Genomic DNA, 25,608 nt, shown 5'->3' with positions numbered 1-25,608 from the left:
CAAACGTTAGACCCGTCACAGGGGTTGGTCAATCGTTTGACGTGACGGTTGCCACGCTGGACAAGACCGGCTGCCGCGGCGCCGACGACCGCCTCGCGCGAGCCCCCGCGGGCGCGCGAGGACACCCGCGCCGACGGCACGGGAGGGCGTGCCCGCTCAGGCGCGCGGCGGCGCCGTGGACTCACGGACGACCAGCTCGGGGGGCGGGTCGGTGATGGTCACGTCGGCCACCTCGCCGGTCTCGATCCGCCTGATCACCGAGCGCACGGCGGCGCGACCCATCGCGTAGAACTGCATCCGCACCGCGGTCAGCGGGGGCCAGGTGTTCTCCGCCGTCCAGGAGTCGTGCACGGTGACGACCGAGAGGTCGTCGGGCACCGCGACCCCGAGGGCGCGGGCCTCGGCCAGCAGCCCGACGGCCGCGTTCACGTTGGCCACGACGATGCCGGTGGGCGGCTCCTCGCGGGCCATGAGCCGCCGCAGGGCCTCGCGGCCGTTGTCGACGGTGTAGCCCAGCCGCGTCTCCATGCCGGGCTCGATCCGCAGGCCGGCGTCCTCGAGCGCGGCCTTGACCCCGAGCCGGCGGCGCTTGGCCGTGAACGAGCGGGGCAGGCCGTTGGCCAGGCCGATCCGGGTGTGGCCGAGGTCGAGCAGGTGCTGGGCGGCCAGGCGCGCGCCCGCCTCGTCGTTGAGCGCGACGGAGCCGACCGGCCCCGGCACCTGGGAGTTGATCAGCACGATGGCCGAGCCCGACTCGGCGAGGGCGGCGAGGTCCTGCGCGGGCACGCCGTCGCCGACCTGCACGACCATGCCGTCGACGCGACCCTCGCCCAGCAGCCGGCCGATCACGTCGCCGGTGGGCCGCACGTCGTGGGCGCGGCCCAGCAGCACGGTGTAGGAGTGGGCGGCGGCCTCGTCCTCGGCGCCGTGCATGAGCTCGGTGAACAGGGCGTTGGTGAGGTCGGGGATGACGAGGCCGATGACGTGCGTGCGCGCCGACTTCAACGCCCGGCCGGCGAAGTTCGGCCGGTAGTGCAGCTCGGTGGCGGCCTGCTGGATGCGCTCGCGCGTGGCCTCGCTGACCCGCGCGGCGGGGTGGTTGCTGAGCACCCGGGAGACCGCGGAGATGGACACGCCGGCGCGTGCCGCGACGTCTCCCAGGGTGGCCATGGGGCGCAGTCTAGGGTCGCCCGGCCGCGAGGCCGTCGTGGCCGGCGCGCCGTCGTCCGCGCCCCTCACGGCGACCCCGCGGCACGGTCGGGGCGGCCGGCCAGCAGCGCCGCCGCGTCCCGCACGTGGCCCTGCTCGCCCAGGCGCGGCGCCGCCCACGGGTCGCCGGGGCGCACCCCGTCGACGCGCAGCGGGCTGCGCACGGTGGCGACGGCGACGTCGGGCTCACCCGGCTCGCGGCCGGGGCGACGCACCTCCTGGGTCATCCCCAGCGCGGCGAAGGCGTCGTGGGCGAGCAGCTGCTCGAGGTCCAGCAGCGGGGCGCACCACACGTCGGCGGCGTCGAGCACGGTGAGCCAGTGGTCGGTGCCGGCGGTGGCGAGCACGTCGGCGATGCGCTTCTCCACCTCGGCGCGCCGCGACCACCACTCGTCGGGGTCGGTGAGGCCGGCCAGCACGGGCTCGTCGAGCAACCGGCCCAGGAGGTCGACCGGCGCCATGGCGATCGAGAGGTGCCCGTCGGCGGTCGGGTAGGTGCCGTACGGGGCGGGCAGCCAGCCGTGGGCCGAGTGCGGCCCGACCGACGGTGGCACCGGGCCGCCGTTGAGTCGCGCGGTGAGCAGCTCGGAGCCGAGGTCGAGCACGCCCTCGAGCAGGCTGCTCTCGACCAGGCCGCCGACACCGGTGCGCGCCGCGCGCACGAGCATGGCGCACACGCCCTGCGCGAGGTGGCAGCTGAGGAGGTGGTCGGCCAGGGCCAGCCCGACCGGCACCGGCCGCTCGCCGCTGCCACTGACGCCGCCGACGTTCACCCAGGGCAGGGCCGAGACCGACTGGGCCAGCAGGTCCTGCCCGGGCCTCGACGCCCACGGACCCTCGGCGCCGTAGCCACTGGCACTGGCGTAGACCAGCCGGGGGTTGAGCTCGCGCAGGGTCGCGAAGTCGAGGCCGAGCCGCTCCATGACCCCGGGACGGAAGTTCTGCACCACCACGTCGGCCCGCTCCACGAGCGCCCGCACGGCGGCCAGGTCCTCGGGGTCCTTGAGGTCGGCGACCACCGACTCCTTGCCGCGGTTCATGGCGTGGAAGGAGAGCGTGTCGCCGTCGCGCCAGCGGCCGGCGAAGGCGAGGGTGCGGCCGATCTCGCCGGTGCGCGGTCGCTCGACCTTGATCACCCGCGCACCCATGTCGGCCAGCCGCAGCGCCGCGACGGGGCCGGCCAGGAACTGGGACAGGTCGAGCACGAGGACGCCGGCCAGCGGCAGGTCGTCGGGGGCGCCCACGGCGGCTCCGTCGGAGGTCGTGCCGGGCTGCTCTGCGGCCACGGGGCTCGCCTCCTTCGCCACGCCGGGCGCGCCGGGGCGCCGGTTCGGACCGGCGCGGGGGTTCCCGGAGACGTCCTTGACGTTGGTCAATCGTTTGACCGACAGTAGGGCCCACCGCAGGCCCCGGGCAAGCCGGACGAGCCGCGGCCCGTACCAGCGAAGGAGCTGTGTGGTGTCCACTCCCGTCATGGCGGCGTCCTACCTCGGCGCCGGGACCATCGAGGTCTCACCCGTGTCCGTCCCCGACCCCGCGCCCGGGCAGGTGCAGGTGGAGGTCGCGTTCGTCGGGATCTGCGGCACCGACCTGCACCTGCTGCACGGCGCGATGGACAGCCGCGTCACCGTGCCCGCCGTCATCGGCCACGAGATGTCCGGGCGCGTCGCCGCCGTCGGCGCGGGCGTCACCGACCACCGCGTCGGCGATCCCGTCACCGTGATGCCGCTGGTCTGGGACGGCACCTGCCCGGCCTGCGCCGCCGGCCACCAGCACGTGTGCCAGCACCTCGACTTCGTCGGGATCGACTCCCCCGGCGCCCTCCAGGGCCGGTGGAACGTCCCCGCCTCCATCGTCGTGGGGCTGCCCGCGGGCACCGACCTGCGGCACGCCGCCCTCGTCGAGCCCGTCGCCGTGGCCGTCCACGACGTGCGCCGCGGCGAGGTCGCCCCGGGCGACCGCGTCGTGGTGCTGGGTGGCGGCCCGATCGGGCTGCTCGTCGCGGTCGTCGCCCGGCACGCCGGGGGCGAGGTGCTGCTGCTCGAGCCGGACGCCGGGCGCCGCGCGGTCGTCGAGGGCCTGGGCCTGCGCACCGCCGACCCGGTCGGGCAGGACGCGGACCTCCTCGTCCAGGAGTGGACCGGCGGCGCCGGCGCCGACGTGGTCTTCGAGGTCTCGGGGGCTGCCCCCGCGGTGCTCCAGGCGACCGCGCTGGCCAAGGTGCGCGGCACCCTGGTGGTCGTGGCCATCCACCCGCAGCCCGTGCCGGTGGACCTCAAGCAGGTCTTCTGGCGCGAGCTGCGGCTGCTCGGCGCCCGGGTCTACGAGCGCGCCGACTTCGAGGAGGCCGGCCGGCTGCTCGCCGACGGGGTCGTGCCCACCGACGTGATGATCACCGACGTCCTGCCGCTGGAGCGGGTCGCCGACGCCTTCACCACGCTCGAGGCCGGGGGTGCCATGAAGCTCCTGGTGGACGTCGGCGGGGCCCGGGTGCCCGCCGACGCCGCGAGCGGCTCCACCGGGGCGACCGCGTGAGCGCCCCGTTCGACCTCACCGGCCGCACCGCCGTCGTGACCGGTGCCCGGCGCGGGATCGGGATGGCCATGGCCGTCGGGCTGGCCGAGGCCGGCGCCGACGTCATCGGCGTCTCGGCCACGCTCGAGGACGACCCCGAGGTGGGCCGGCTCGTGCGTGCCGCGGGGCGCTCGTTCGAGGGGCGCCGCTGCGACTTCTCCGACCTCGCGGCCGTCGAGGACCTCGGTGCCGAGCTGGCCGAGCGGGCCCCCGACGTCCTGGTGAACAACGCCGGCACCATCCGCCGTGCGCCCGCCGTGGAGCACCCGCGCGCCTGGTGGGACGAGGTGCTGGCGGTCAACCTCGACGCCCAGTTCGTGCTCACCCAGGCGCTCGCCGCGCCGATGCTGGAGCGCGGCTCGGGCAAGGTCGTGTTCACGGCCTCCCTGCTCTCCTTCCAGGGCGGCATCACCGTGCCCGGCTACACCGCCTCCAAGCACGGCGTGCTCGGCCTGACCAAGGCGCTGGCCAACGAGTGGGCGCCGCGCGGGGTCAACGTCAACGCGATCGCCCCCGGCTACATCGCCACCGACAACACCCAGGCCCTCCAGGACGACCCCGACCGGTCGCGCTCGATCCTCGAGCGCATCCCTGCGGGCCGCTGGGGCGCCGCCTCCGACCTGGCCGGGGCCTGCGTCTTCCTGTGCTCCTCGGCCGCCGACTACGTCCACGGCGCCGTGCTGCCCGTCGACGGTGGTTGGCTGGGGCGGTGACCCCCACCCCCGGCCTCCTCACCCTCGGCGAGACCCTCGGCCTCGTCGCCACCGGCCCGCTGGCCCACGCGGGCACGGCGCGCGTCGGCATCGGCGGTGCCGAGTCGAACGTCGCCATCGGGGCCGCCCGGCTCGGCGTGCCGGCCACCTGGGTCGGCCGCGTCGGGGACGACGGCTGGGGCGAGCGGGTCGCCCGCGAGCTGCGTGCCGAGGGGGTCGCCGCGCACGTCGTGGTCGACCCGGCGGCCTCCACCGCGGTGATGACCAAGGAGCAGCGCGGCACCCGCACGCGGGTCACCTACCACCGCACCGGGTCGGCCGGCTCCCGTCTCGCCCCCGGCGACCTGCCCGAGCAGCTGCTCGCGGGGGCCGGCGTGCTGCACCTCACCGGCATCACGCCGGGGCTCTCCGCCACGGCGCTGGCCGCCACCCGGGAGGCCCTGGCGACGGCGCGGCGTGCCGGCGTGCCGGTCTCCTTCGACGTGAACCACCGGCACGGGGTCTGGCGCGAGCGGGACGCCGGCGCGGTCTACCGCGAGCTCGCCGCCGGCGCGGCCGTCGTGCTGGCCGGGCCCGAGGAGGCCGCCCTGCTGGTCGGCGCGGGCGCGCCGGCCGACGAGGCGGGGCTGCTGGCCGCCGTCCGCGACCTCACCGACGGCGACGTGGTGCTCAAGCTCGGCGAGCGGGGCTGCCTGGCGCACGTGGACGGCGGCACCCACGCCGTGCCCGCGCACCCGCTGGCACCTGGCGAGCTGGTGGACACCGTGGGTGCGGGCGACGCGTTCGTGGCGGGCTACCTCGCCGAGCTGCTGGCGGGCCGGCCGGCGGCCGAGCGGCTGCGCACCGGCACGCTGTGCGGCGCCCTCGCGTGCACCAGCCCCGGCGACTGGGAGGGGCTGCCCACCCGGGCCGAGGTCTCGGCCATCGCGGCCGGGGGCGACGCGGACCCCGTCCGCCGCTGACGCAGCCTCAGACGAGGCCGAGCCGCTCCAGGTAGGGGTTGGTGAAGCAGCCGTCGGGGTCGAGGGCGCGGCGCTGGGCGACCCAGGCGTCGGCGTGCTCCCACAGGCCGAGGTCGACGGGGCGGGTGAACGTCTTGCCCCAGTGCGGGCGCGGCGCGAACGGGGCGAGGGCCTCCTCGACGGCGGCGACCGCCGCCCAGCGCTCGGGCACGTCGCGCCAGGTGAAGTGCACCGCCAGCGAGGCCCGGCCGGCCGAGCCGCTCAACCACAGGTCGTCGGCGTCCACCGTGCGCAGCTCGGAGGTGGCGAGCACCGGGGCCAGGAGCGGCTCGAGCGCGCGGACGGCCGCGATCGCCCCGGCGGCGTCCTCGAGGGGGACGAACCACTCCGACTGGTCCTCGTGGCCGAAGCTCGGGTCGCCGTCGGGCGGGAAGTGCGGCAGCCGGGTGTACCAGGGGCCGACGCTGCCGCGCGGGGTCAGGTGCTCGTCGGCGCCCAGCAGCGCGGACGGCGCGCGGTCGGGCTGGGCGGGGCCGAGCAGCGCCTCGACCTCCTCGGGTGGCCGGCGGTCGTCCGTGCGGTGCTTGACGATGACGTCGCCCACGGCTCCCTCGCGCCCACCCGGCACGGGCTCGTCGCGCCACCGGGTGAAGACGCTGACGCTGTAGCCGGCGCCGAGCACCGCGAGCGGGTCGGCCAGCAGCGTCTCCCACGTGACGCCCGGGTGGATGTCCTGCACGACGTCGTAGGTCGGCTGGAGCGCGAGCTCGACCTCGGCGATGACGCCGGTCGCCCCGAGCCCCACGACCATGCCCCCGAACCCGGGCTCGCCCCGGCGCACGGTGTGCAGGTCGCCGTCCGGCAGCACCACGGTCAGCGCCGTGACGGACGAGGCCACCACCCGGTTGCCCACGCCCGAGCCGTGGGTGCCGGTGGAGACCGCGCCCGCCACGCTGATGTGCGGCAGCGAGCCCGTGTTCGGCAGCGCCCAGCCGGCCTCGTGCATCGCGGGCAGCGCGGTGACGTAGGCCGTGCCGCCCCCGACCGTGCACGTGCCGGCCTCGGCGTCGACCCGCACCTGGTCGAGCCGGGCGAGGGAGACCTGGGTGCCCGGGGTGTCCGGCCCCTCGTTGAAGGAGTGCGCCGTGCCGAGCACCCGCACGCGGGCCGAGCCCGCCACCACGCGGCGCAGCTCGTCGAGGTCGGCGGGCTCGACGAACGCGCCGCGGGTGTAGCGGTGGTTGCCCGACCAGTTGCGCTCGCGGCCACCGTCGGCCGCCGTCGTCCACCCGCTCACGGCTGCTCCTCTCGCGCCGCCCCCGTGGCGGCGGTCACAGGGTAGGGCGCGCGAGGGGCGGGGATCACCGCAGGGCCACCTCCGCGTAGGGGACGACGGAGACGGGGCCGAGCAGGCCGTAGTCCTGCCGCGTGCCCACGCCGTAGACCTCGGGCGTGACGGTCCGCAGCCGGTTGAACAGCGTGGTGGTCACCTCGACGACGACCTCGTTGTCGCCGGCCCGGAGTCGGCCCCCGAGGTCGACCACGGTGTCGAGCCGGTCGCAGGCGGGCAGCTGCTCGCCGTTGACCCACACCCGGAAGGTGTCGGTGACGGCCCCCAGGTCGAGACGGGCGCGGTCGGTGCCGCCCCAGTCCTCGGGCGTGGTCACGGTCGTCGTGTAGCGGCCGATGCCGCTGACGTCCTCGAGCCCGGCGATCCCGGTCCAGGGGGCCAGGGCGTCGAGCGAGACCTCGTGGGTGGTCACGGTCGTCTCGCTGGCGGTGGCGCCGGGCTGCCAGTCCTCGACCTCGAGCCGCCAGGACGCGGGGGTGAGCGGGGCGACGACGCGGTCGACGACGCCGCGGACGGTGCGGCCCGAGGCCAGGACGGCGGTGACCGGGCCGGCCTCCTCGACGACCGCCGACAGCCCTGCCGGGCGGGAACGCACGTCGCTGCCGGTGGTGGAGACGGCGTGCGCGCCCTGCGCGCGGGCGGGCACGAGGGCCACGACCGCGGACTGCCCCGGCTGGAGCGTCACGTGCACGCGGACCCGGCCGCCGTCGCGCTCCCACAGCGAGATCGGCGAGGTGGCGCCGCTCCAGGGGTCCAGCAGCACCGGCACGGCCGCCGCGTCGTCGGAGGTCAGCCAGACGTCCGCGTCCACGACCTGCAGGCGGCGGTTCTCCGCGTGCTTGGCGTTGGCCAGGTAGTACAGGTCCGCGCCGTCGACGTGCCGACGCAGGTGCATGAGCGTGGATGACTCGTGCACCACGTCGCGCTCGACCCCGAGGTCGGCCAGCGCACCCGGGATGTCGGCGGCGGCCGCCACGACCCGGGTCGTGGCCAACCCGGCAAGGCCCGTCATCGCCGTGCGGACGCGGGCGGTCTCGCCGGCCTGCGGGACGCCCTCGGGCTGCGCCTGGGTCCAGTCGCCGAGCATGACGACGCGCAGCCCGGCCCGGCCCAGGGCGAGCAGCCGCTCCGCGGCGTCGGGCTCGACGAGGAGGCCACCGCCCCGGAAGAAGTCGGGGGTCATGATCATCGCCTTCCACGCGGGCCCGTCGGGCGCGAGGCGGCCGTCCTCCACCCGGACCTCGGGCCGGTCGAGCACGTTGTCGGTGATGAAGGAGTGGCTCCAGCCGATCGGCACGCCGTCGTTGGTCGCCCAGGTGGCGCCGATGCCGGTGGAGGCGTAGCCCTTCTGCCGGAAGAACACCACGTCGTGGCGCGAGACCCCGGACTGGAGCACGAGCTGGGTGCGGGAGAGGTAGCCCGCCACGTCCGGCATGTGCTGCCACTGGGGCGTGCGCGGGCCCCAGGCCTCGCCGTAGCCGATCGCGCCGTTGTAGTAGGGCGAGAACGCGGCGAAGCCGGGCCACGTCGCGCCCGGGGCACTGGCGTAGGCGAAGCCGTGCAGCACCGACTGGTTCACGCCGGCGACCATGATGGAGTTGATGGTGGTGAGCGCCCGGTCCCACGTGGTGCTGTAGGCGGCGCCGTTGTAGCAGGCCGCCTCGCAGGACAGGATCGTGCCGCCCGCCAGGTCGCGGCCCGAGGCCTGCATCCGGTAGTCGTCGAGGTTCTTGAAGCCCAGCGACTCGGTCTCCGGCACGTCGAGCAGCGCCGAGTGCTCCAGGGCGTCGGTCTCCAGGCCGTACGGCTGGACCCGCAGGCCCATGCCCAGCGTGCGGGCGAAGGCCTGGAGCGGGAGCAGGTGGTGGTCGCGGTAGAGGTCGGAGATGACGCTGTTGAAGTCGTCGCGCACCGCACCCGTGACGTCGGTGTCGAAGGAGAAGGGGTACTTCTCGTCCAGCTCGACGACGGCGGGCAGCCAGGGCAGCAGGTCGTAGCCGATCCGGTCGGCGAACTCCGTGAGCATCCGCGGTGTCCACACGGTCGCGTCGGTCTCGATCTCGAGGGAGTCCTCGAACAGGTAGCCACCCGCCTTGCGCAGCAGGCGCGTGGTCTCGGCGTCGAGGACGCGGTCGCGCCACAGCGCCTTCACCGCGTCCGAGCCGGCGGTGCTGAAGTGGTCGACCACGTGGAAGACGGGACTGCCGTGCGGCCCGGCCTCCGGCTCCTGGCCGGAGCCGCGGCGCCAGTAGGAGAGGACGACCGCCTCGGCGTCGGCGGGTGCGGTGAAGGTGATCTCGTCGTTCTCCTCCGACGGCGTCAGGTCGACGAGGCTGCCGTCGAGCAGGATCGTGTCGCGGCGGCCGTAGCCGGCGATCGTGAACGCCTGCACGGCGACGAGCTCACGGGCCTGCGCGCCGGAGGCGGGCTCGACCTCGGGGTCGGGCGCGGTGCCCGTGAAGGTCTCGCCGGGCGCGAGCAGCACCTGGCCGTGCGCGAGCTCGGTGCAGGCGGCCTCGTCGTCGGGGGTGATCGGCGCGGAGGCCGGCCAGGACGGGCCGACGGTGACGTCGATCCGCACCCCGTGCCGGGCACCGGCGGTGAGCGCGGCGACCAGGCCCGCCTTCCACGTGGGCCCGCCCCAGCCGTGCTGGTCGAGGTCGACGTCGACGTCACGGGCGTTGAGGCTGTGGGTCACGTCCGCGATCTCGAGCACGCCGAAGCCGGCGGCCGCCACGCGCGAGACCTCCCGGCTGATCTCGTCGGCGTCGACGAGGCCGTGCGGCCACCACCAGCGGAAGCCGGCGGCGGTGGCGAGCCCCGGGGCGCGGAACTGCCGGGCGAGGCTGCCCGGCAGGCCGAGCGACGCACCCGCGGGGGCGGCACCGGCCGAGGCGTCGGTGGCGGCGGCCGGGCCGGAGACGGCGCCGACGGCACCCACGGCACCGGCCGTGACGGCGGCGGCGCCGAGCAGCGAGCGGCGGGTGAGGCCGGGGCGGCCGGCGGCGGGCCGGTCGGACGGCTGGGCGGGGGTGGGGTGGGACGGGGTGCTCATGAGGACTCCTGCCACGCTGGGGAGCGGTGAAACGATTCAGGCTGGGACGAGCGTCAACGTAACGACCGTCACACCGCAGGTCACCCCTCGACGTCAGGGTTGGCCGATGTCGGCCAGGTCACACCGCGGCGTCACACCCGCGACCGCCGGTGCGACGCTCAGATGAGCCCGGCGCGCACGGCCCACACGACCGACTCCATGGTCGTCTCGACCCCGAGGTGCTCCCCCACGGCACGGACGCGGCGGCGCACGGTGCGCACCGACATGCCCACCTCGCGGGCCACCGCCTCGATCGTCAGCCCCTGCGCCATCAGCGAGAGCAGCCGCAGGTCCTCGCGGTCCGGTCGCCACGGCTCGCGGCGCGCAGCGGCGCCCGAGCCGCAGTCGCTGCGCGGTGCGCAGGTGCCGACGCCCACCTCGTCCTCCGGCCGCCGCCCGTCAGCGGGCGAGCCGGGCCTCCGCGGCGTCCCAGTCCAGGCCGGGTGCCGGCTCGTAGCGACCCAGCTCGTGGGTGCGGCGCACCAGCGCGCGCATCGCGGCCAGGTCCGGCAGGTCCACGCCGAGCGCCCGGGCCTGCACGAGGACGTTGCCCAGCGCCGCGGCCTCACCGGGCCCGGCGAGCACCGGCACCCCACAGGCGTCCGCGGTGAGCTGGCACAGCAGCTGGTTGTGCGAGCCGCCACCGACGACGTGCACGACGGAGAAGCCGCGGCCGGCGATGCGGGCGGCGGTGCGCAGCTGCACCCGGTAGGCCAGGGCAAGGCTGTCCAGGATCGTCCGCGCGACCTCCACCGGCGTCTCGGGCACCGGCTCGCCGGCCTCGCGGGCCAGGTCCTGGATGCGGGTGGGCATGTCGCCGGGCGGCAGCAGGCGGGCGTCGTTGATGTCGACCACGGTCCGCAGGGGCTCGGCGTCCTCGACGGCGGCCAGCAGGCTGGGCAGGTCGGTGCCCGGCACGCCGCGCTCGGCCCACCGCTTCATCGACTCCGAGAGCACCCACAGGCCCATGACGTTCTTGAGGAACCGGATCGTGCCGTCCACGCCGCCCTCGTTGGTGAAGTCGGCCAGCCGCGCCTCCTCGGTGAGCACCGGCTCGTCCAGCTCCAGGCCGACCAGCGACCAGGTGCCCGAGGAGACGTAGGCGAAGTCCTCGGCGGCGGCCGGCACTCCCACCACGGCGGAGGCGGTGTCGTGGCTGCCCACGGCCACGACCGGCACCTGCGCGCCCTCGGGCAGGCCGATCGCGTCGGCGATGCCGGGGAGCAGGTGGCCGACGACCGAGCCCGGGTCCCGCAGCGGGGGCAGGACGCCGGGGCGCAGCCCGACCTTCTCGACCAGGTCGGCCGCCCACGAGCCGGTGGTGGCGTCGTAGAGCTGGGTGGTCGAGGCGTTGGTGCGCTCGGCGCCCTGTGCGCCGGTCAGCCAGTAGCCGAGCAGGTCGGGCAGCATCAGCAGGGTCTCGGCCTGCTCGAGCGCCGCGGTGCCGCGGGCGGCGGCAACCTGCCACAGCGTGTTGAACGGCAGCTGCTGCAGGCCCGTCGTGGCGTAGAGCTCGGCCGCGTCGAAGCCGGAGCCCGGGTCGGCGAGCAGCTGCTCGGCCAGCCCGTCGGTGCGGCTGTCGCGGTAGGTGTAGGGGTTGCCCAGCAGGCGACCGTCGCGGTCCAGGAGGCCGTAGTCGACGGCCCAGGAGTCGATGCCGATCGCGTCGAGGCGTCCGGTGGCGACGATCCTGGAGAGGCCCACGAGGATCTCGCGGTGGATGCCCAGCACGTCCCAGAACAGGCCGTCGTGGGCGCGCACGCCCCCGTTGGGGAAGCGGTGGACCTCCTCCAGGTGCAGCGACGTCGGCGAGACCGTCGCGACCATGATCCGGCCGCTCGTGGCGCCGAGGTCGACGGCCGCGACACGCATCGCGGTGCTGGGGCTGCTCATGGTGCTCGGTCCTCGCAGTTCTTCGGTGGGCGGTGCGCCGCACCCGCCGGCCGGCCCGGGTGAGGGGGCCGGCTCGGCGGGTGCGGGTCGTGCGGTCCTCCCCCGGCCGTCGCCGGGCGGGAGCGGGGTGGGTCAGCGCAGGAACGCGGCCGCCACGCCGGCGTCCACGGGGATGTGGAGGCCGGTGGTGTGGGACATCTCCGCGGAGCACAGGACGAACACGGCGTTGGCGATGTTCTCGGGCAGGACCTCGCGCTTGAGGATGGTGCGCTGGGCGTAGAACTTGCCCAGGTCCTGCTCCTCGACGCCGTAGACCGCGGCGCGATTGGCGCCCCAGCCGCCGGCGAAGATGCCGGAGCCCTGGACGACGCCGTCGGGGTTCACGCCGTTGACCTTGATCTGGTGGGCGCCGAGCTCGGCGGCCAGCAGGCGCACCTGGTGGGCCTGGTCGGCCTTCGCGGCGCCGTAGGCGACGTTGTTCGGGCCGGCGAAGATCGAGTTCTTCGAGGAGATGTAGACGATGTCGCCGCCCATCTCCTGCTCGATCATGACCTTGGCGGTGGCCTGGGCGACGAGGAAGGAGCCCTTGGCCATGACGTCGTGCTGGAGGTCCCAGTCCTTCTCGGTGGTCTCCAGCAGCGAGCGCGAGAGGGAGAGGCCGGCGTTGTTGACGACGAGGTCGACACCGCCGAACGCCAGCACCGCCGCGTCCACCATGGCCTTGACGGCCTCGGCGGAGGAGACGTCGACCTGGACGCCGACGGCGACGTCGGTGCTGCCGATCTCGGCGGCGGACTCGATGGCCTTGTCGAGGTTCAGGTCGGCGATGACGACGCAGGCGCCCTCGGCGGCGAGCTTCTTGGCGGTGGCCAGGCCGATGCCGGAGGCGGCGCCGGTGACGAGCGCGACGCGGGTGGCCAGCGGCTTCGGCTTCGGCATCCGCTGGAGCTTGGCCTCCTCCAGCGCCCAGTACTCGATGCGGAACTTCTCCGACTCGTCGATGGGCGCGTAGGTCGAGAGGCCCTCGGCGCCGCGCATCACGTTGATGGCGTTGACGTAGAACTCGCCGGCCACGCGGGCGGTCTGCTTGTTCTTGCCGAAGGAGAACATGCCGACGCCGGGCACGAGGACGATGAGCGGGTCCTTGCCGCGGATCGCCGGGGAGTCCGGCGTCGCGTTGCGCTCGTAGTAGCCGGCGTAGTCCTCGCGGTAGGCCACCGCGAGCTCCTTGAGGCGGGCGATGGAGTCCTCGACGCTCGCGTCGGCGGGCAGGTCGAGCACCATCGGCTTGACCTTGGTCCGCAGGAAGTGGTCGGGGCACGAGGTGCCCAGCTCGGCCAGGCGGGGGTGGTTCTCGGCCTCGAGGAAGTCGAGCACGACCTGCGCGTCGGTGAAGTGGCCGACCATCGGGGCGTCCGCGGAGGCGATGCCACGGATGGTGGGGGCCAGCGCGGCCGCCTTGGCCCGGCGCTCGGCCTCCGGCAGGGCGCCGTACCCGGCGATCGCGGGGCCGAAGGGCTCGGCCTTCGAGTGCTCGGCGATGTAGGCGGCAGCGGTGTCGATGATCCAGAGGCTGTTGGTCTCGGCCTCCTGCGAGGTCTCGCCCCAGGCCGTGATGCCGTGGCCGCCGAGGATGCAGCCGATCGCCTGCGGGTTCTTCTCCTTGATCTCGGCGATGTCGAGACCGAGCTGGAAGCCGGGGCGGCGCCACGGCACCCAGACGACCTTGTCGCCGAAGATCGTGGTGGTCAGCTCCTGGCCGTCGGCCGAGGTGGCGATCGCGATGCCGGAGTCGGGGTGCAGGTGGTCCACGTGGGCCGCGTCGACCAGGCCGTGCATGGCGGTGTCGATGGACGGGGCGGCGCCACCCTTGCCGTGCAGGCAGAAGTCGAACGCCGCGACCATCTCGTCCTCGCGGTCGATGCCCGGGTAGACGTCGACCAGCGAGCGCATCCGGTCGAGGCGGAGGACGGCCAGGCCGGACTCCTTCAGCGTGCCCAGGTCACCGCCCGAGCCCTTCACCCAGACCAGCTCGATCTGCTCACCGGTGACCGGGTCGGTCTCGGTGCCCTTGGCGGAGGTGTTGCCCCCGGCGTAGTTGGTGTTCTTCGGGTCCGCGCCCAGGCGGTTCGAGCGCGCGATCAGGTCGGCGGCTGCGGGGTTCGTCATGTCTCGTTTCCCTCGTCGGAGTGGACGTGTCGGTGGTGACGGTGTGGACGGACCGGCTCAGGTCCAGGACATCTGCGTGCCGCCGACGCGGGCGGCCTCGATCTCGGCCTGGTAGCCCGACGCGGCGTAGGCCTTCATCGGGTCGGCCGGCAGGCCGCGCTCCTCGCGCCAGGCGGCGAGGTCGGCGCGGACGTCGGTGTAGAAGGCGTCCATGAACACCTGGTGGGCGCCCAGGACGTCGCCGGCCGCCTGCGCGGCGCTCAGCGCGTCGCGGTCGACGAGCAGCGCGCGCGCCGTCATCTCCTGGACGTTGAGCACCGAGCGCATCTGGCCGGGGATCTTGTCCTCGACGTTGTGGCACTGGTCGAGCATGAACGCGACCGGGCTGGTGCCGTCGGGGTTGGCCGGGCCGTACCCGCCGCCGCGGACCACCTCGAAGATGATGCGGAACAGCTGGAACGGGTCGGCCGAGCCGACGATCAGGTCGTCGTCGGCGTAGAAGCGGCTGTTGAAGTCGAAGGAGCCGAGCTTCCCCAGGCGCAGCAGCTGCATCACGATGAACTCGATGTTGGTGCCCGGCGCGTGGTGGCCGGTGTCCAGGCAGACCATCGCCTTGTCGCCCAGGGCGCTGACCTGGGCGTACGAGGTGCCCCAGTCCGGCACGTCGGTGTGGTAGAACGCCGGTTCGAAGAACTTGTACTCGAGCACGAGGCGCTGGTCGTCGCCGATCCGGTCGTAGATCTTGGCCAGCGAGTCGGCGAGGCGGTCCTGACGGCCGCGGATGTCGGCCTGGCCCGGGTAGTTCGAGCCGTCCGCGAGCCAGATCTTGAGGTCCTGGCTGCCGGTGGCGTCCATGACGTCGATGCACTCGAAGTGGTGGTCGATCGCCTTCTGGCGGATCTTCTCGTCGACGTGGGTCAGGGCACCGAACTTGTAGTCGTCGTCCTGGAAGGTGTTGGAGTTGACCGTGCCCAGCGAGACGCCCTTCTCGGCGGCGTACTCGCGCAGCTTCGCGTAGTCGTCCACGAGGTCCCACGGGATGTGCAGGGCGACCGACGGTGCCAGCCCGGTGTACTGGTGCACCTGGGCGGCGTCCGCGATCTTCTCCTCCACGCTGCGCGGGGTGCCCGGGGTGCCGAACACCTTGAAGCGGGTGCCCGAGTTGCCGAACGCCCACGAGGGCAGCTCGATGGCCTGCCCCTCCAGGAGCGGAGCGATGGCGGCGAAGTCAGTCATGGTCTCTCCATTCTGAAACGTTTCACTACGAAGGATGACCCGTCCCGGCTCGGTTGTCGAGCCGGGCCGCACGTGGTGCGGACGGGGCGCGCTCCCGCGTCCTGCGCGGGCTCGCCCCCGTCCGCACCGTGGCGGGTCACGCGGGGGATGGTGTGGCTGCTGCTCAGCCGCGGGGCAGCTGGTCGGCGAGGTGGAAGACCTCCCGGACGAACCGGAACCCCTCGTCGGGCGGGGTGTCGCCGTCGGAGAAGAGCCGGCTCATCTCGGCCTGCCAGCGGGCGTTGACCTCGGTCTCGCCCATCGCGGCCAGGGAGGCCTCGATGTCGTCGGACTCGACGTAGCCGATCAGGAGCCCGTCCTCGCGCAGGAAGAGCGAGTAGTTGCGCCAGCCGGTCGCGTCCAGCGCCTCGCACATCTCGGGCCACACGTGGGCGTGCGCCTCGGCGTACGCCTCGAGGTGGGCCGGGTCCACCTGGGAGGTGAAGCAGTAGCGGGGCACGGTGGGCGTCCTTCTCGGGTGTCGGTGTCCGGCGGGTAGTGCGTGACGTTCTGCAGGCGTTCGTCGGCGTGTCGCCTGCAGGGCGTCACGCACTATCGGGAGGGCGCCGGCGGGGGGGCCCCCCCCCCCCCCGGGGCCCCCCCCCCCCCGGGGGCGGGCGGGGGGGGGGGCCCCCGCCGGCGCCCGGGGGGGGGGGCCCCCCGGGACGAGGAGTCCGACTCAGAAGTCGAAGTCGTCGATGTTGTCGGCGTTGAAGCGGAACGGCTGGCCCAGCAGGACGGTGCCGTCGGCGCCGACCTCGTAGTCGCCCAGGTCGCCGGCCGAGAAGGAGTCGCCCTCGGCACCGGTGATCTCGCCGTCGACGAGCGCCTTGGCGGCGTAGGCGGCCAGGTAGCCGAGGTCCTCGGGGTTCCAGAGGGCGAACTCGGTGACGGTGCCGTCCTTGACGTACTCGCGCATCTGGTTCGGGGTGCCGAGACCGGTGATCGCGACCTTGCCCTTGTAGTTGGAGGTCGAGACGTAGCGGGCGGCCGCGGCGATGCCGACCGTGGTCGGGCTGATGATGCCCTTGAGGTTCGGGTAGGTCTGCAGCAGCGCGGCGGTCTTGTCGAACGAGGTCTGGTCGTCGTCGTCGCCGTAGACGACGTCGACGAGCTCGATGTTCGGGTGGTTGTCCGCCAGGTCCTGCTTCATGATGTCGATCCAGGCGTTCTGGTTGGTCGCGTTCGCGGACGCGGAGAGGATCGCGATCTGGCCCTCGTCACCGATCTGCTCGGCGATCATGTCGACCTCGACGGTCGCGATGCCCTCGGAGTCGGCCTGGGAGACGTAGAGGTCGCGGCAGTCGGCGTTGACGTCGGAGTCGAAGGTGACGACCTTGACGTCGGCGGTGTCGCGGGCCTGGTTGAGGCTGTCGCACAGGGCGGCGGGGTCGTTGGCCGAGAGCACCAGCGCGGAGACGCCCTGCTGGGCGGCGGTCTGGATGAAGGAGACCTGCCCGTCGGGGGTGGCCGTGTCGGGGCCGACCTCGGTGAACTCGCCGCCGAACTCCTCGACGGCCTTCTGGCCGCCGGCATCCGAGGTCTCGAAGTAGGGGTTGCCCAGGTTCTTGGGCAGGAAGGTGACGGAGACGTCGCCGCCGTCGGAGGACGAGGAGCCCGAGCCCGAGCTGGCGTCGGTGGTGCTGCCGCAAGCGGTCAGACCCAGGGTGGCGCTGAGCACGACGGCCGCGACGGCCGACGTACGCCGGTTGAGGAACTTCATCGTTCTTCCCTTTCAGTGGGGTGTCAGTTCGACAGTGACCGCTTGCCGGCAGCTGTCGTCGGGCCGCTGCGCGACCCGCTGGCTCGCCTCGCCCGCACCGTGGCGAACCAGGCGAGGAGGCTGGTGGAGATGACCGACGCCACGAGCAGCGCGCCGATCACGATGTTGGTGACGTTGACCGTCAGGCCCTCGAGCGTCATCGCGGAGCGGATGACGCCGATGAGCAGGACGCCGGCCAGGACGCCGTGCAGCGCGCCCCGACCGCCGAAGATGGAGACGCCGCCCAGGAGCACGGCCGCGATGACCTGGAGCTCCATGCCGGTGGCGTTGTCGCCGCGGGCACTGCCGTAGCGCAGCGTGTAGTACACGCCGGCCAGGGCGCTCACGACGCCGGAGAGGACGAACAGGGTCAGCTTGGTGCGGGCCACGTTCACGCCGGTGAAGTGGGCCGCCTCGTCGTTCAGGCCGATCTCGAAGATGCCGCGGCCGAACGAGGAGAAGTGGAGCATCCAGGCGAACAGCACCGCGAGCACCGCGACGAGCAGCAGCACGACGGGGTAGGGCGAGGCGTTGCCGAGCTGGGCGGTCGCCAGGTCCTTCCACTCCTGCGGGAAGTCGGTCTTGGCCTGGGTGCCGAGCAGGCCCTCCGCGATGCCGCGGTAGAGGGCCAGCGTGCCGATGGTGACCGCCAGCGACGGCAGCCCGACGTAGGCGACGAGGAAGCCGTTGAAGGCGCCCGCCACGACACCGGCCAGCAGGGCCAGCCCGATCGCGGCGCCCATCGAGAGGCCGGCGTCCACGTGCAGGAGGCCGACCAGGCACGAGGAGAGCCCCACGATGCTGGCCACCGAGAGGTCGATCTCGCCGGTGACGATCACGGCCGCCATCGGCAGCGCGATCAGCAGGATCGGGATGTTGTCGAGGAAGAGGTAGTACAGCGTCAGCGGGCTGGAGAAGTTGTCGATGGTCGCGGTCGAGAAGACGTAGACCAGGACGAACAGGCCGATGACGGCGAACTCGCGGGTGGCCAGCACGCGGCGGGCCAGGGACCGGGAGTAGGACGGGTAGGTGCGGCCCTCGGTCGTCGGGGCCTGCGTCAGCGTGCTCATGCGGTCACCTGCGGGCTGGTCGGGGCGGACGGAGCGGAGGAGCCGGGGTCGCCGGGCGACCCGCCGCCGCCGGACGGCGGGGCCTGGTCGCGGGCGGCCACCAGGGCGGCGTCCTGCCGCAGCGAGAGGAAGCGGTCCAGGGCGATGGCGCCGAGGATCAGCGCGCCGACCACGGCCTGCTGCCAGAAGTCGGAGATGCCCAGGATCGGCAGCACCGAGTTGATCGTCACCAGCAGGTAGGCGCCGACGGCCGCGCCGAGCGCCGAGCCGCTGCCGCCGAAGATCGCGACGCCGCCGATGACGGCCGCGCCGACGGCCTGGAGCTCGATGCCCTGGCCGGCCTGCGAGGAGACCGTGCCGTAGCGGGCCAGGAACATGACGCCCGCCAGGCCGGCCAGCGCGCCGGAGGCCACGAAGGCCAGCAGGACGCGGCGCAGCACCGGGAGCCCGTAGAGGTCGGCCGCGTCCGGGTCGGAGCCGATGGCGTACAGCTCGCGGCCCGGGCGGGTGGAGGAGAGGAAGTAGGCGGCCACGCCCAGCACGGCCAGCGCCACGATCGTGAGCACCGGGATGGTGACGATCTGCTGGGTGCCGAGCTGGGAGAACGACCGCGGGATCTGGTCGGCGGTGATCCGGCTGGAGCCCGCCCACGTGAGGAAGATGCCGCGGTAGATGTACATCGTGCCGAGGGTGATCACGAGCGCCGGCACCTTGGCGAAGGAGACCAGCACGCCGTTGACCAGGCCCAGCAGCGCACCGAGCAGCACGGCGAGCAGGACGACCACGACGATCGGCAGGCTCGGGAAGTCGATGAACAGCCGGCCGGCGAAGTAGGCGGTCAGGCCCAGGGTCGAGCCCACGGAGAGGTCGACCGAGCGGGTGATGATCACGCAGGCCTGGCCGATGGCCAGCACCACGAGCATCGCCGGGTTCAGCAGGACGTTGCGCCAGCCGTCCGCGCTGAACAGGAACGACTCCGTCTTGGCGGTCGCCACCAGCACGAGGGCGACGAGCACGACGGCGATCGCCAGCTCGCGCGAGCGCAGGATCGTGGAGAGCAGCCCGGCCTTGCTGGGCTGGACGAGGGTGGCGCTCACGCCGTGACCTCCTGGGAGTCGGCGCTGCCGGCGGCGGCGCTGTGGGTCGCGCCGGCCACGTGGCCGTCGCGGTGGGTGGCGGCGTGCATGACGTTCTCGGGCGTCGCCTCGTCGCGGGCGATGTCGGCGGTGATCCGGCCCTCGCAGACGACGAGGACGCGGTCGGCCATGCCGAGCACCTCGGGCAGCTCGGAGCTGATCATCAGGATCGCCATGCCCTGGCCGGCGAGGTCGGAGAGCAGGCGGTGCACCTCGGACTTGGTGCCGACGTCGATGCCGCGGGTGGGCTCGTCGATGATCAGCAGCTTCGGCTGGGTGGCCAGCCACTTGGCGATGACGACCTTCTGCTGGTTGCCGCCGGACATCGTGGCCGCGCGCATGTCGAGCGCGGAGGTCTTCACCTCGAGCTTGGCGGCCCAGGGGCCGGCGGCGCGGTTCTCGGCGCGAGAGGTGAGCACGCCGAGGCGCGAGAGGCCGGTGCGGATGACGCCGGCGACGTTGCGGGCCACCGAGCCCTCCGTGACCAGGCCCTGCTTGCGGCGGTCCTCGGGGATGAAGGCGATGCCGGCGCTGATCGCGGAGCGCGGGTTCTGCTTGGCCACCGCGGCGCCGTTCAGCGAGACGCGACCGGCGGAGTAGCCGTCGACGCCGAAGACGGCGCGGGCGATCTCGGAGCGTCCGGCGCCCACGAGGCCGGCCAGGCCGACGATCTCGCCGGCGCGGACCTGGAAGGTGACGTCGCGGAACTGGCCGGGCGAGGTGAGGCCCTGCACGTCGAGGACGACGTCGCCGATCTCGGCGGGGGTCTTGGGGAACAGCTCGGCGACCTCGCGGCCGACCATCTTGGCCACGATCGCCTCGACGCTGGTCTCGGCGATCGTCTCGGTGGAGACGTACTCGCCGTCGCGCATCACCGAGACGGTGTCGCAGAGGTCGAAGACCTCCTCGAAGCGGTGGGAGATGAACACGATGCCGCGGCCCTCGTCGCGCAGCTGGCGGGCCACGGTGAACAGCCGCTCGACCTCGACGCCCGAGAGGGCGGCGGTCGGCTCGTCCATGATCAGCAGCGAGGCGTCCAGCGAGATCGCCTTGGCGATCTCCAGGATCTGCTGGTCGGCGATGGAGAGGCCCTTGGCCGGACGCCGGGGGTCGATCGCGACGCCGAGGCGCTCGAACAGCGCGGCGGCCTCGGCGTACATCCGCTGCTTGTCGATGCGCAGCGTGCTGCCGGGCTGGCGGCCCATGAAGATGTTCTCGGAGACGTCGAGGTCCGGGAACAGCGTCGGCTCCTGGTAGATCACCGCGACGCCGGCCGCCTTGGACTCCGCCGTGGAGGAGAAGTCGGCAGCCTCGCCGTTGAGCTCGAAGACGCCGCCGTCGCGGCGGTGGACGCCGGCGACGATCTTGATCAGCGTCGACTTGCCCGCGCCGTTCTCACCGACCAGCGCGTGGATGGAACCGGGCTGGACGGTGAGGCTGGCGGAGCGCAGCGCGCGGACGGCACCGAAGGACTTGCTGACGTCCTCGAGCACCAGGGTGGCGGCAGCCATCGGGCTCCTCCGTTCAAGAGTTGAAACGTTTTAACGGCGAACGCAGGGAACCGTAGGTGAGGGCGGTCACACACGTCAAGCAGTGATCGAAGTCTCGATGTGAAGAGACCGGGTCGCGAAGGCGGTGACTCGGGCCACACTCTCGTAAGATGCCGCTTGATCGTTTCAAGACCAGGCCCGCGCATCGGTCTGGACCACCCGTCCCGCTCGTCCAGGAGGCGCACGTGCCATCCACTCCGGGTCGTTCCGTGTCCGTCAAGGACGTGGCCGCCGCGGCCGGGGTCTCGCTCGGCACCGTCTCCAACGTGCTCAACCGCCCCGACCGGGTCAGCGAGGCCACGCGCGCCCGGGTGCAGCGAGCGATGGCCGACCTCGGCTTCGTGCGCAACGAGTCCGCCCGGCAGCTGCGCTCCGGGGTCAGCCGCACCCTCGCCTACGTCATGCTCGACGCCGGCAACCCGTTCTTCACCGACGTCGCGGCCGGCATCGAGACCGCCGCCGAGGCCCACGGCCTCACCGTCGTGCTGGGCAACTCCGGCAGCCGCCGCGAGCGCGAGCAGGCACACCTGGACCAGTTCGAGCAGCAGCGCGTGCAGGGCCTGCTCGTCACGCCCGTCGACCCCGACTCCCCGCTGCTGGACCAGATCGCCCGCCGCGGCACCCCCGTCGTGATCGTCGACCGCACCCGCGAGGGGGACGACTTCTGCTCCGTGGCCGTCGACGACGTCCTCGGCGGCCGGGTCGCGATGGAGCACCTCCTGGACCGCGGCCACCGCCGGGTCGCCTTCATCGGCGGCCCCGCCGACCTCGGCCAGGTGCGCGACCGTCTCGCCGGCGCCCGCACCGCCTGGGCCGAGGCCGGGCTGAATCCCGAGGACCTCGTGCTGCTCAGCACGGCCGACCTCACCGTCGCCGACGGTCGCGAGGCCGGTCAGCGACTGGCGGGGATGTCCTCCTCGCGCCGCCCCACCGCCGCGTTCTGCGTCAACGACCTCATCGCCCTCGGCCTGCTCCAGCAGGTCATCGCCTCGGGGCTGCGCTGCCCCGCCGACCTGGCGATCCTCGGCTACGACGACGTCGAGTACGCGGCGGCCGCCGCCGTCCCGCTGTCGTCGGTCCGTCAGCCGCGCCAGCAGCTGGGCCGCACCGCCGCGGAGCTCGTGCTCGAGGAGGCCGCCGGCGGCGAGCACACCCACCAGCGGGTGCTGTTCACCCCCGAGCTGGTGGCGCGGGCGTCCACGCTCGGCTGACGGCTCCCCGGTGACGAGACCGGGGTGACGACACCGGGGTGACGACGGGGTGACGGCACCGGGGTGACTGCACTGGGCCGGCACTACTCCCCTGACCTGGGACGAACGTCCCGACTTCCCTGAGGGAACACCCCTCACAGGAACCGCACAGCGCCCCATCACGGCCGTCGCAGCCCCGCCCGGCTTCCTGGTGGACGTCCGGGTGACGCCTCCGCGTCACCGCACGTTCATCCACCGGAGTCCGTCATGACCCAGCTGCCGATGCTCGCCATCGACCTCGTCGCCGTCCTCGCCCTCGTGGGCCTGTTCCTGCTGCGCCACCGGCGCCCGGAGCTGGCGGGCGCCTACCTGGCGGTCAACGTCGGCGTCCTGGCCGTCACCGCCGTGCTGGCCGACAGCACCGTCGGCGCCGGCCTCGGCCTCGGTCTGTTCGGCGTGCTCTCGATCATCCGCCTGCGCTCCACCGAGCTGGCCCACCACGAGATCGCCTACTACTTCGCGGCCCTCACGCTCGGCCTCGTCGCCGGGGTCGCGGGGACGCCGTCGGCGCTGGTGGTCGGGCTGATGGCCGCCGTCCTCGTGGCCCTGTGGGTCGGCGACCACCCGCGGCTCGCGCCCGAGGCCCGCACCCAGGAGATGGTGCTCGACCGGGCCTGGACCGACATCGCCGGCCTCACCGCCCACCTCGAGGGCCTGCTCGGCGCCGAGGTGCTCGACGCCCGCGTGACCAGCACGAACCTCGTCAACGACACCACCACCGTCACCGTGCGGCACCGCCCCGCCGGGCCGCGGCACACCGGCGGCGCCTCCGCCGCCCCGGGCCTCGCGCAGGGGGCGGGGCTGCGCGAGGTCGGCCGATGACGGCCCTCTCCGACCGGCCCGGCGGCCCCGGCGTCGACGGCCGCGCCACGCACGCCACCCGGCACCACAGCGGGCACCGCGCCCAGGGCTGGACGGCGCACCTGGCACCCATCGGGCTCGAGGAGCTCGTCGAGACCGCGGCGCTGCTGACCCGCGTCGACCGCAAGTACGTCGTGCCCGAGCAGGAGCTTCCCGCGCTGCTCGCCGCGGTGCCCGACCGCACCCGCGTGCTCGAGATCGAGGGCAGCCGCGCGTTCGGCTACCGCTCGGACTACCTCGACACCCCGGCGCTCGACGCGTTCTGGCTCGCCGGCCAGGGCCGCCGGCGGCGGTTCAAGGTGCGCGAGCGCACCTACCTCGACACCGGCACCACGTACCTGGAGGTCAAGGTCCCCGGCCCGCGCGGCACCAACCTCAAGGAGCGGGTGCTCCGCGCCCACCGCGGGCCGCTGGACGACGGCGAGCGGCAGTTCCTCGACGAGCGACTGCGCGCCGCACGGGTGCCCGACCACGTCCGCGTCGAGGGCCTCGCCCCCGCCCTGGTCAGCAGCTACCGGCGCACCACGCTGCTGCTCGCGGGCGACGAGCCCGGCACCGACAGCCGCGCCACCCTCGACACCGACCTGGTCTGGGCCCTGCCGGGCGCCCACGCGCCCCGCCTCCCGGTCACCGACCGCGTGGTGGTGGAGACGAAGACCGGCTCCACCCCCTCCGCGCTCGACCGGCTGCTGTGGGCGCGCGGGCACCGCCCCGTCCGCATCTCGAAGTTCGGCACCGGCCTCGCCGCCCTCGACCCCGCCCTGCCCCGCCTGCGGTGGCACCGGGTGCTCGAGCGCGACCTCGGCCTGCCGCGGCGCTGAGCCGCCGCCACCATCCCCCTCCGACCGACCTGACCCACCCGCCTGACCCGATCACCGACGATCCCCAGGAGCATCCGTGACCTCTCACCGCACCCCCGCCCGCCGCCTGCGCGGCCGTCTGGCCGCCGCCGTCGTCTCCGCGACCGCCGTGCTGGCCCTCGCCGCCTGCTCGGCCGGCGACGCGAGCACCGCCACCAGCGCCGACACCGCCGCCGTGACCGCCGGCGAGGCCGGCATCACCGCGAGCGAGACGCTCGCCGAGAACGCCGAGGTCGAGACCGGCGACGCCGACTACGACGACTCCGAGGCCGTCACCGTCACCCTCGCCGACGGCGCGAGCAGCGCCTCCGACGACAGCGCCGTGACCGTCGACGGCGACGTCGTCACGATCAGCGCCGCCGGCACCTACGTGCTCTCCGGCAGCCTGACCGACGGCCAGGTCGTCGTGGACGCGGGCGACGACGACACCGTGCGCCTGGTGCTCGACGGGGTCGACCTCACCTCCTCCGACGACTCCCCGCTCGTGGTCGAGAACGCCGACGCCGCGGTCGTCGTGCTGGCCGAGGGCAGCGAGAACACCCTGGCCGACGGCGCGGGCTCCACCGCGGACGACGAGGAGACCGACGCCGTCAACGCGACCCTCTTCTCCACCGCCGACCTCACCATCACCGGCACCGGGTCGCTCACCGTCTCCTCGCACGCCGACGGCATCACCAGCAAGGACGGCCTCACCATCACCGGCGGCACCCTCACCGTCGACGCCGACGACGACGGCATCCGCGGCAAGGACTGGCTCGAGATCAGCGGCGGCACGATCAGCGTCGACGCCGGCGGCGACGGGCTGAAGTCCGACGGCGACGCCGACGCGACCGTCGGCTTCATCGCCCTGCTCGGCGGCAGCACCGCGGTCGTCTCCGGCGACGACGGCGCCACCGCCACCACCGACGTGGTCGTGGACGGCGGCACCCTCACCGTGACCGCCGGCGGGGGCGCGTCCGCGGGCGGCGAGGACTCCGGTGCCAAGGGCCTGGTCGGCGACGTCAGCGTCGTCATCTCCTCCGGCACCGTGGACGTCGACGCCGCCGACGACGCGATCCACTCCGACTCGGTCGTCTCCGTCTCCGGGGGCGAGGTCACGCTCGCCACCGGCGACGACGGCATCCACGCCGAGGGCGACCTGACCATCTCCGACGGCACCGTGGTGGTCACCGAGTCCTACGAGGGCCTCGAGGCCGGCACCATGGAGCTGACCGGCGGCTCCATGGACGTCACCTCCTCCGACGACGGGGTGAACGTGGTCGGCAGCGACACCGCCGACGCCATGCTCACGATCAGCGGCGGCGCGCTCACCATCGACGCCGAGGGCGACGGCCTGGACGCCAACGGCAGCGCCACCATGACCGGCGGGTCCGTCGTCGTCCAGGGTCCGCAGAGCGACGGCAACGGCGCCGTCGACGTCGACCAGACGCTCGACGTCTCCGGCGGCACCCTGTCGGCGGTCGGCTCCAGCGGCATGGCGCAGTCGCCCTCGGCCGACTCCTCGCAGTCGTTCGTGTCGGTGACCTTCTCGACGGTCCCGGCCGGCACCACCCTCCAGCTCGAGGACGCCGACGGCGACGTCGTGGCCGAGGTGACCACCGCCAAGCAGGCGTCCAGCTGGGTCTTCTCCTCCAGCGACATCACCGACGGCGAGACCTACACCGTGGTCTCCGGCGGTGACGACCTCGGCACCGGCACGGCCGGCGAGGCCACCGGTGGCATGGGTGGCGGGATGGGTGGCGGCCCGGGCGGCTCCGGCGGCGGTCCCGGCGGCTCCGGTGGCCCCGGCCACTGATCCTCACACCCCCCACCCGCCGCGGGGGGCGGCCCCCTCAGCCCAACCCACCCCCCCCCGGCCCCCCCCAGGAGGCACTATTGT

At 73.9% G+C, this 25,608-nt stretch carries 20 protein-coding genes; 7 read left to right on the top strand and 13 right to left on the bottom strand.

Going from position 1 to position 25,608, the window contains the following annotated elements; all coding sequences use genetic code 11:
- Positions 1-156: 156 nt before the first annotated feature.
- Both M8316_RS08735 and M8316_RS08730 read right to left on the bottom strand, forming a co-directional pair.
- Entirely contained in the window at positions 157-1,170 is a 1,014-nt protein-coding gene (locus M8316_RS08735) for a LacI family DNA-binding transcriptional regulator (RefSeq protein ID WP_250053790.1), read from the bottom strand.
- Between the two features lie 65 nt (positions 1,171-1,235).
- Complete coding sequence (locus M8316_RS08730; protein WP_250053789.1) at positions 1,236-2,495, bottom strand: CaiB/BaiF CoA transferase family protein; 1,260 nt, start codon at positions 2,493-2,495, stop codon at positions 1,236-1,238.
- Between the two features lie 172 nt (positions 2,496-2,667).
- On the opposite strand from M8316_RS08730, the gene M8316_RS08725 reads away from it, so the two are divergent.
- The 3 genes from M8316_RS08725 to M8316_RS08715 are packed head-to-tail and all read left to right on the top strand — an operon-like array spanning position 2,668 to position 5,458.
- The gene (locus tag M8316_RS08725) at positions 2,668-3,744 is read left to right on the top strand and encodes a zinc-dependent alcohol dehydrogenase (RefSeq protein ID WP_250053788.1); all 1,077 of its coding nucleotides are present in this window, start codon (positions 2,668-2,670) and stop codon (positions 3,742-3,744) included.
- Positions 3,741-4,496 carry an SDR family oxidoreductase gene (locus M8316_RS08720; protein ID WP_250053786.1) on the top strand — a complete coding sequence of 252 codons (756 nt, stop codon included), beginning with the start codon at positions 3,741-3,743 and terminating at the stop codon, positions 4,494-4,496. The genes M8316_RS08725 and M8316_RS08720 overlap by 4 nt, the downstream gene beginning before the upstream one ends.
- Positions 4,493-5,458: a sugar kinase gene (locus M8316_RS08715; RefSeq protein WP_250053783.1), complete on the top strand. Its 966-nt coding sequence runs from the start codon at positions 4,493-4,495 to the stop codon at positions 5,456-5,458. The genes M8316_RS08720 and M8316_RS08715 overlap by 4 nt, the downstream gene beginning before the upstream one ends.
- 7 nt (positions 5,459-5,465) lie before the next feature.
- Here M8316_RS08715 and M8316_RS21060 read toward each other — a convergent pair whose 3' ends face one another.
- The 11 genes from M8316_RS21060 to M8316_RS08660 form a co-directional block, all read right to left on the bottom strand.
- Complete coding sequence (locus M8316_RS21060; protein ID WP_250053781.1) at positions 5,466-6,755, bottom strand: FAD-binding protein; 1,290 nt, start codon at positions 6,753-6,755, stop codon at positions 5,466-5,468.
- A 64-nt stretch (positions 6,756-6,819) separates the two neighbouring features.
- Positions 6,820-9,864: a glycosyl hydrolase gene (locus M8316_RS08705; RefSeq protein WP_250053780.1), complete on the bottom strand. Its 3,045-nt coding sequence runs from the start codon at positions 9,862-9,864 to the stop codon at positions 6,820-6,822.
- Between the two features lie 158 nt (positions 9,865-10,022).
- Entirely contained in the window at positions 10,023-10,280 is a 258-nt protein-coding gene (locus M8316_RS08700) for a helix-turn-helix domain-containing protein (protein WP_250053778.1), read from the bottom strand.
- Between the two features lie 22 nt (positions 10,281-10,302).
- Positions 10,303-11,796 carry a rhamnulokinase gene (locus M8316_RS08695; RefSeq protein WP_250053776.1) on the bottom strand — a complete coding sequence of 498 codons (1,494 nt, stop codon included), beginning with the start codon at positions 11,794-11,796 and terminating at the stop codon, positions 10,303-10,305.
- A 132-nt stretch (positions 11,797-11,928) separates the two neighbouring features.
- Positions 11,929-13,965, bottom strand: a complete 2,037-nt coding sequence (locus M8316_RS08690) for a bifunctional aldolase/short-chain dehydrogenase (protein WP_250053774.1) — start codon at positions 13,963-13,965, stop codon at positions 11,929-11,931.
- 57 nt (positions 13,966-14,022) lie between these two features.
- On the bottom strand, positions 14,023-15,201 hold the full coding sequence (gene rhaI / locus M8316_RS08685; protein WP_250053772.1) for an L-rhamnose isomerase: 1,179 nt from the start codon (positions 15,199-15,201) through the stop codon (positions 14,023-14,025).
- Positions 15,202-15,364: 163 nt separating this feature from the next.
- Positions 15,365-15,700, bottom strand: coding sequence for an L-rhamnose mutarotase (locus tag M8316_RS08680; protein WP_250053771.1), 336 nt, complete (start codon positions 15,698-15,700; stop codon positions 15,365-15,367).
- Between the two features lie 219 nt (positions 15,701-15,919).
- Positions 15,920-16,963, bottom strand: a complete 1,044-nt coding sequence (gene rhaS / locus M8316_RS08675; protein ID WP_250053770.1) for a rhamnose ABC transporter substrate-binding protein — start codon at positions 16,961-16,963, stop codon at positions 15,920-15,922.
- A gap of 23 nt (positions 16,964-16,986) precedes the next feature.
- Positions 16,987-18,072, bottom strand: coding sequence for an ABC transporter permease (locus M8316_RS08670; RefSeq protein WP_250053769.1), 1,086 nt, complete (start codon positions 18,070-18,072; stop codon positions 16,987-16,989).
- A complete protein-coding gene (locus M8316_RS08665) occupies positions 18,069-19,169 on the bottom strand; it encodes an ABC transporter permease (protein ID WP_250053768.1) in 1,101 nt (366 codons plus the stop codon). The genes M8316_RS08670 and M8316_RS08665 overlap by 4 nt, the downstream gene beginning before the upstream one ends.
- Positions 19,166-20,719 carry a sugar ABC transporter ATP-binding protein gene (locus tag M8316_RS08660; RefSeq protein ID WP_250053767.1) on the bottom strand — a complete coding sequence of 518 codons (1,554 nt, stop codon included), beginning with the start codon at positions 20,717-20,719 and terminating at the stop codon, positions 19,166-19,168. The genes M8316_RS08665 and M8316_RS08660 overlap by 4 nt, the downstream gene beginning before the upstream one ends.
- 224 nt (positions 20,720-20,943) lie before the next feature.
- On the opposite strand from M8316_RS08660, the gene M8316_RS08655 reads away from it, so the two are divergent.
- The 4 genes from M8316_RS08655 to M8316_RS08640 all read left to right on the top strand — a co-directional run bounded on the left by M8316_RS08655 (position 20,944) and on the right by M8316_RS08640 (position 25,524).
- Entirely contained in the window at positions 20,944-21,969 is a 1,026-nt protein-coding gene (locus M8316_RS08655; protein WP_250053766.1) for a LacI family DNA-binding transcriptional regulator, read from the top strand.
- Between the two features lie 246 nt (positions 21,970-22,215).
- Entirely contained in the window at positions 22,216-22,830 is a 615-nt protein-coding gene (locus tag M8316_RS08650; protein ID WP_250053765.1) for a DUF4956 domain-containing protein, read from the top strand.
- Entirely contained in the window at positions 22,827-23,690 is an 864-nt protein-coding gene (locus M8316_RS08645) for a polyphosphate polymerase domain-containing protein (protein WP_250053763.1), read from the top strand. The genes M8316_RS08650 and M8316_RS08645 overlap by 4 nt, the downstream gene beginning before the upstream one ends.
- A gap of 76 nt (positions 23,691-23,766) precedes the next feature.
- A complete protein-coding gene (locus tag M8316_RS08640; protein ID WP_250053761.1) occupies positions 23,767-25,524 on the top strand; it encodes a carbohydrate-binding domain-containing protein in 1,758 nt (585 codons plus the stop codon).
- The last annotated feature ends 84 nt before the right edge of the window (positions 25,525-25,608 follow it).

The sequence above is a fragment of the Nocardioides bruguierae genome (assembly GCF_023554635.1).
Classification (GTDB): Bacteria; Actinomycetota; Actinomycetes; order Propionibacteriales; family Nocardioidaceae; genus Nocardioides; species Nocardioides bruguierae.
Note: the sequence above shows the minus strand (reverse complement) of the source record. Positions and strands in the feature narration are given on the sequence as shown.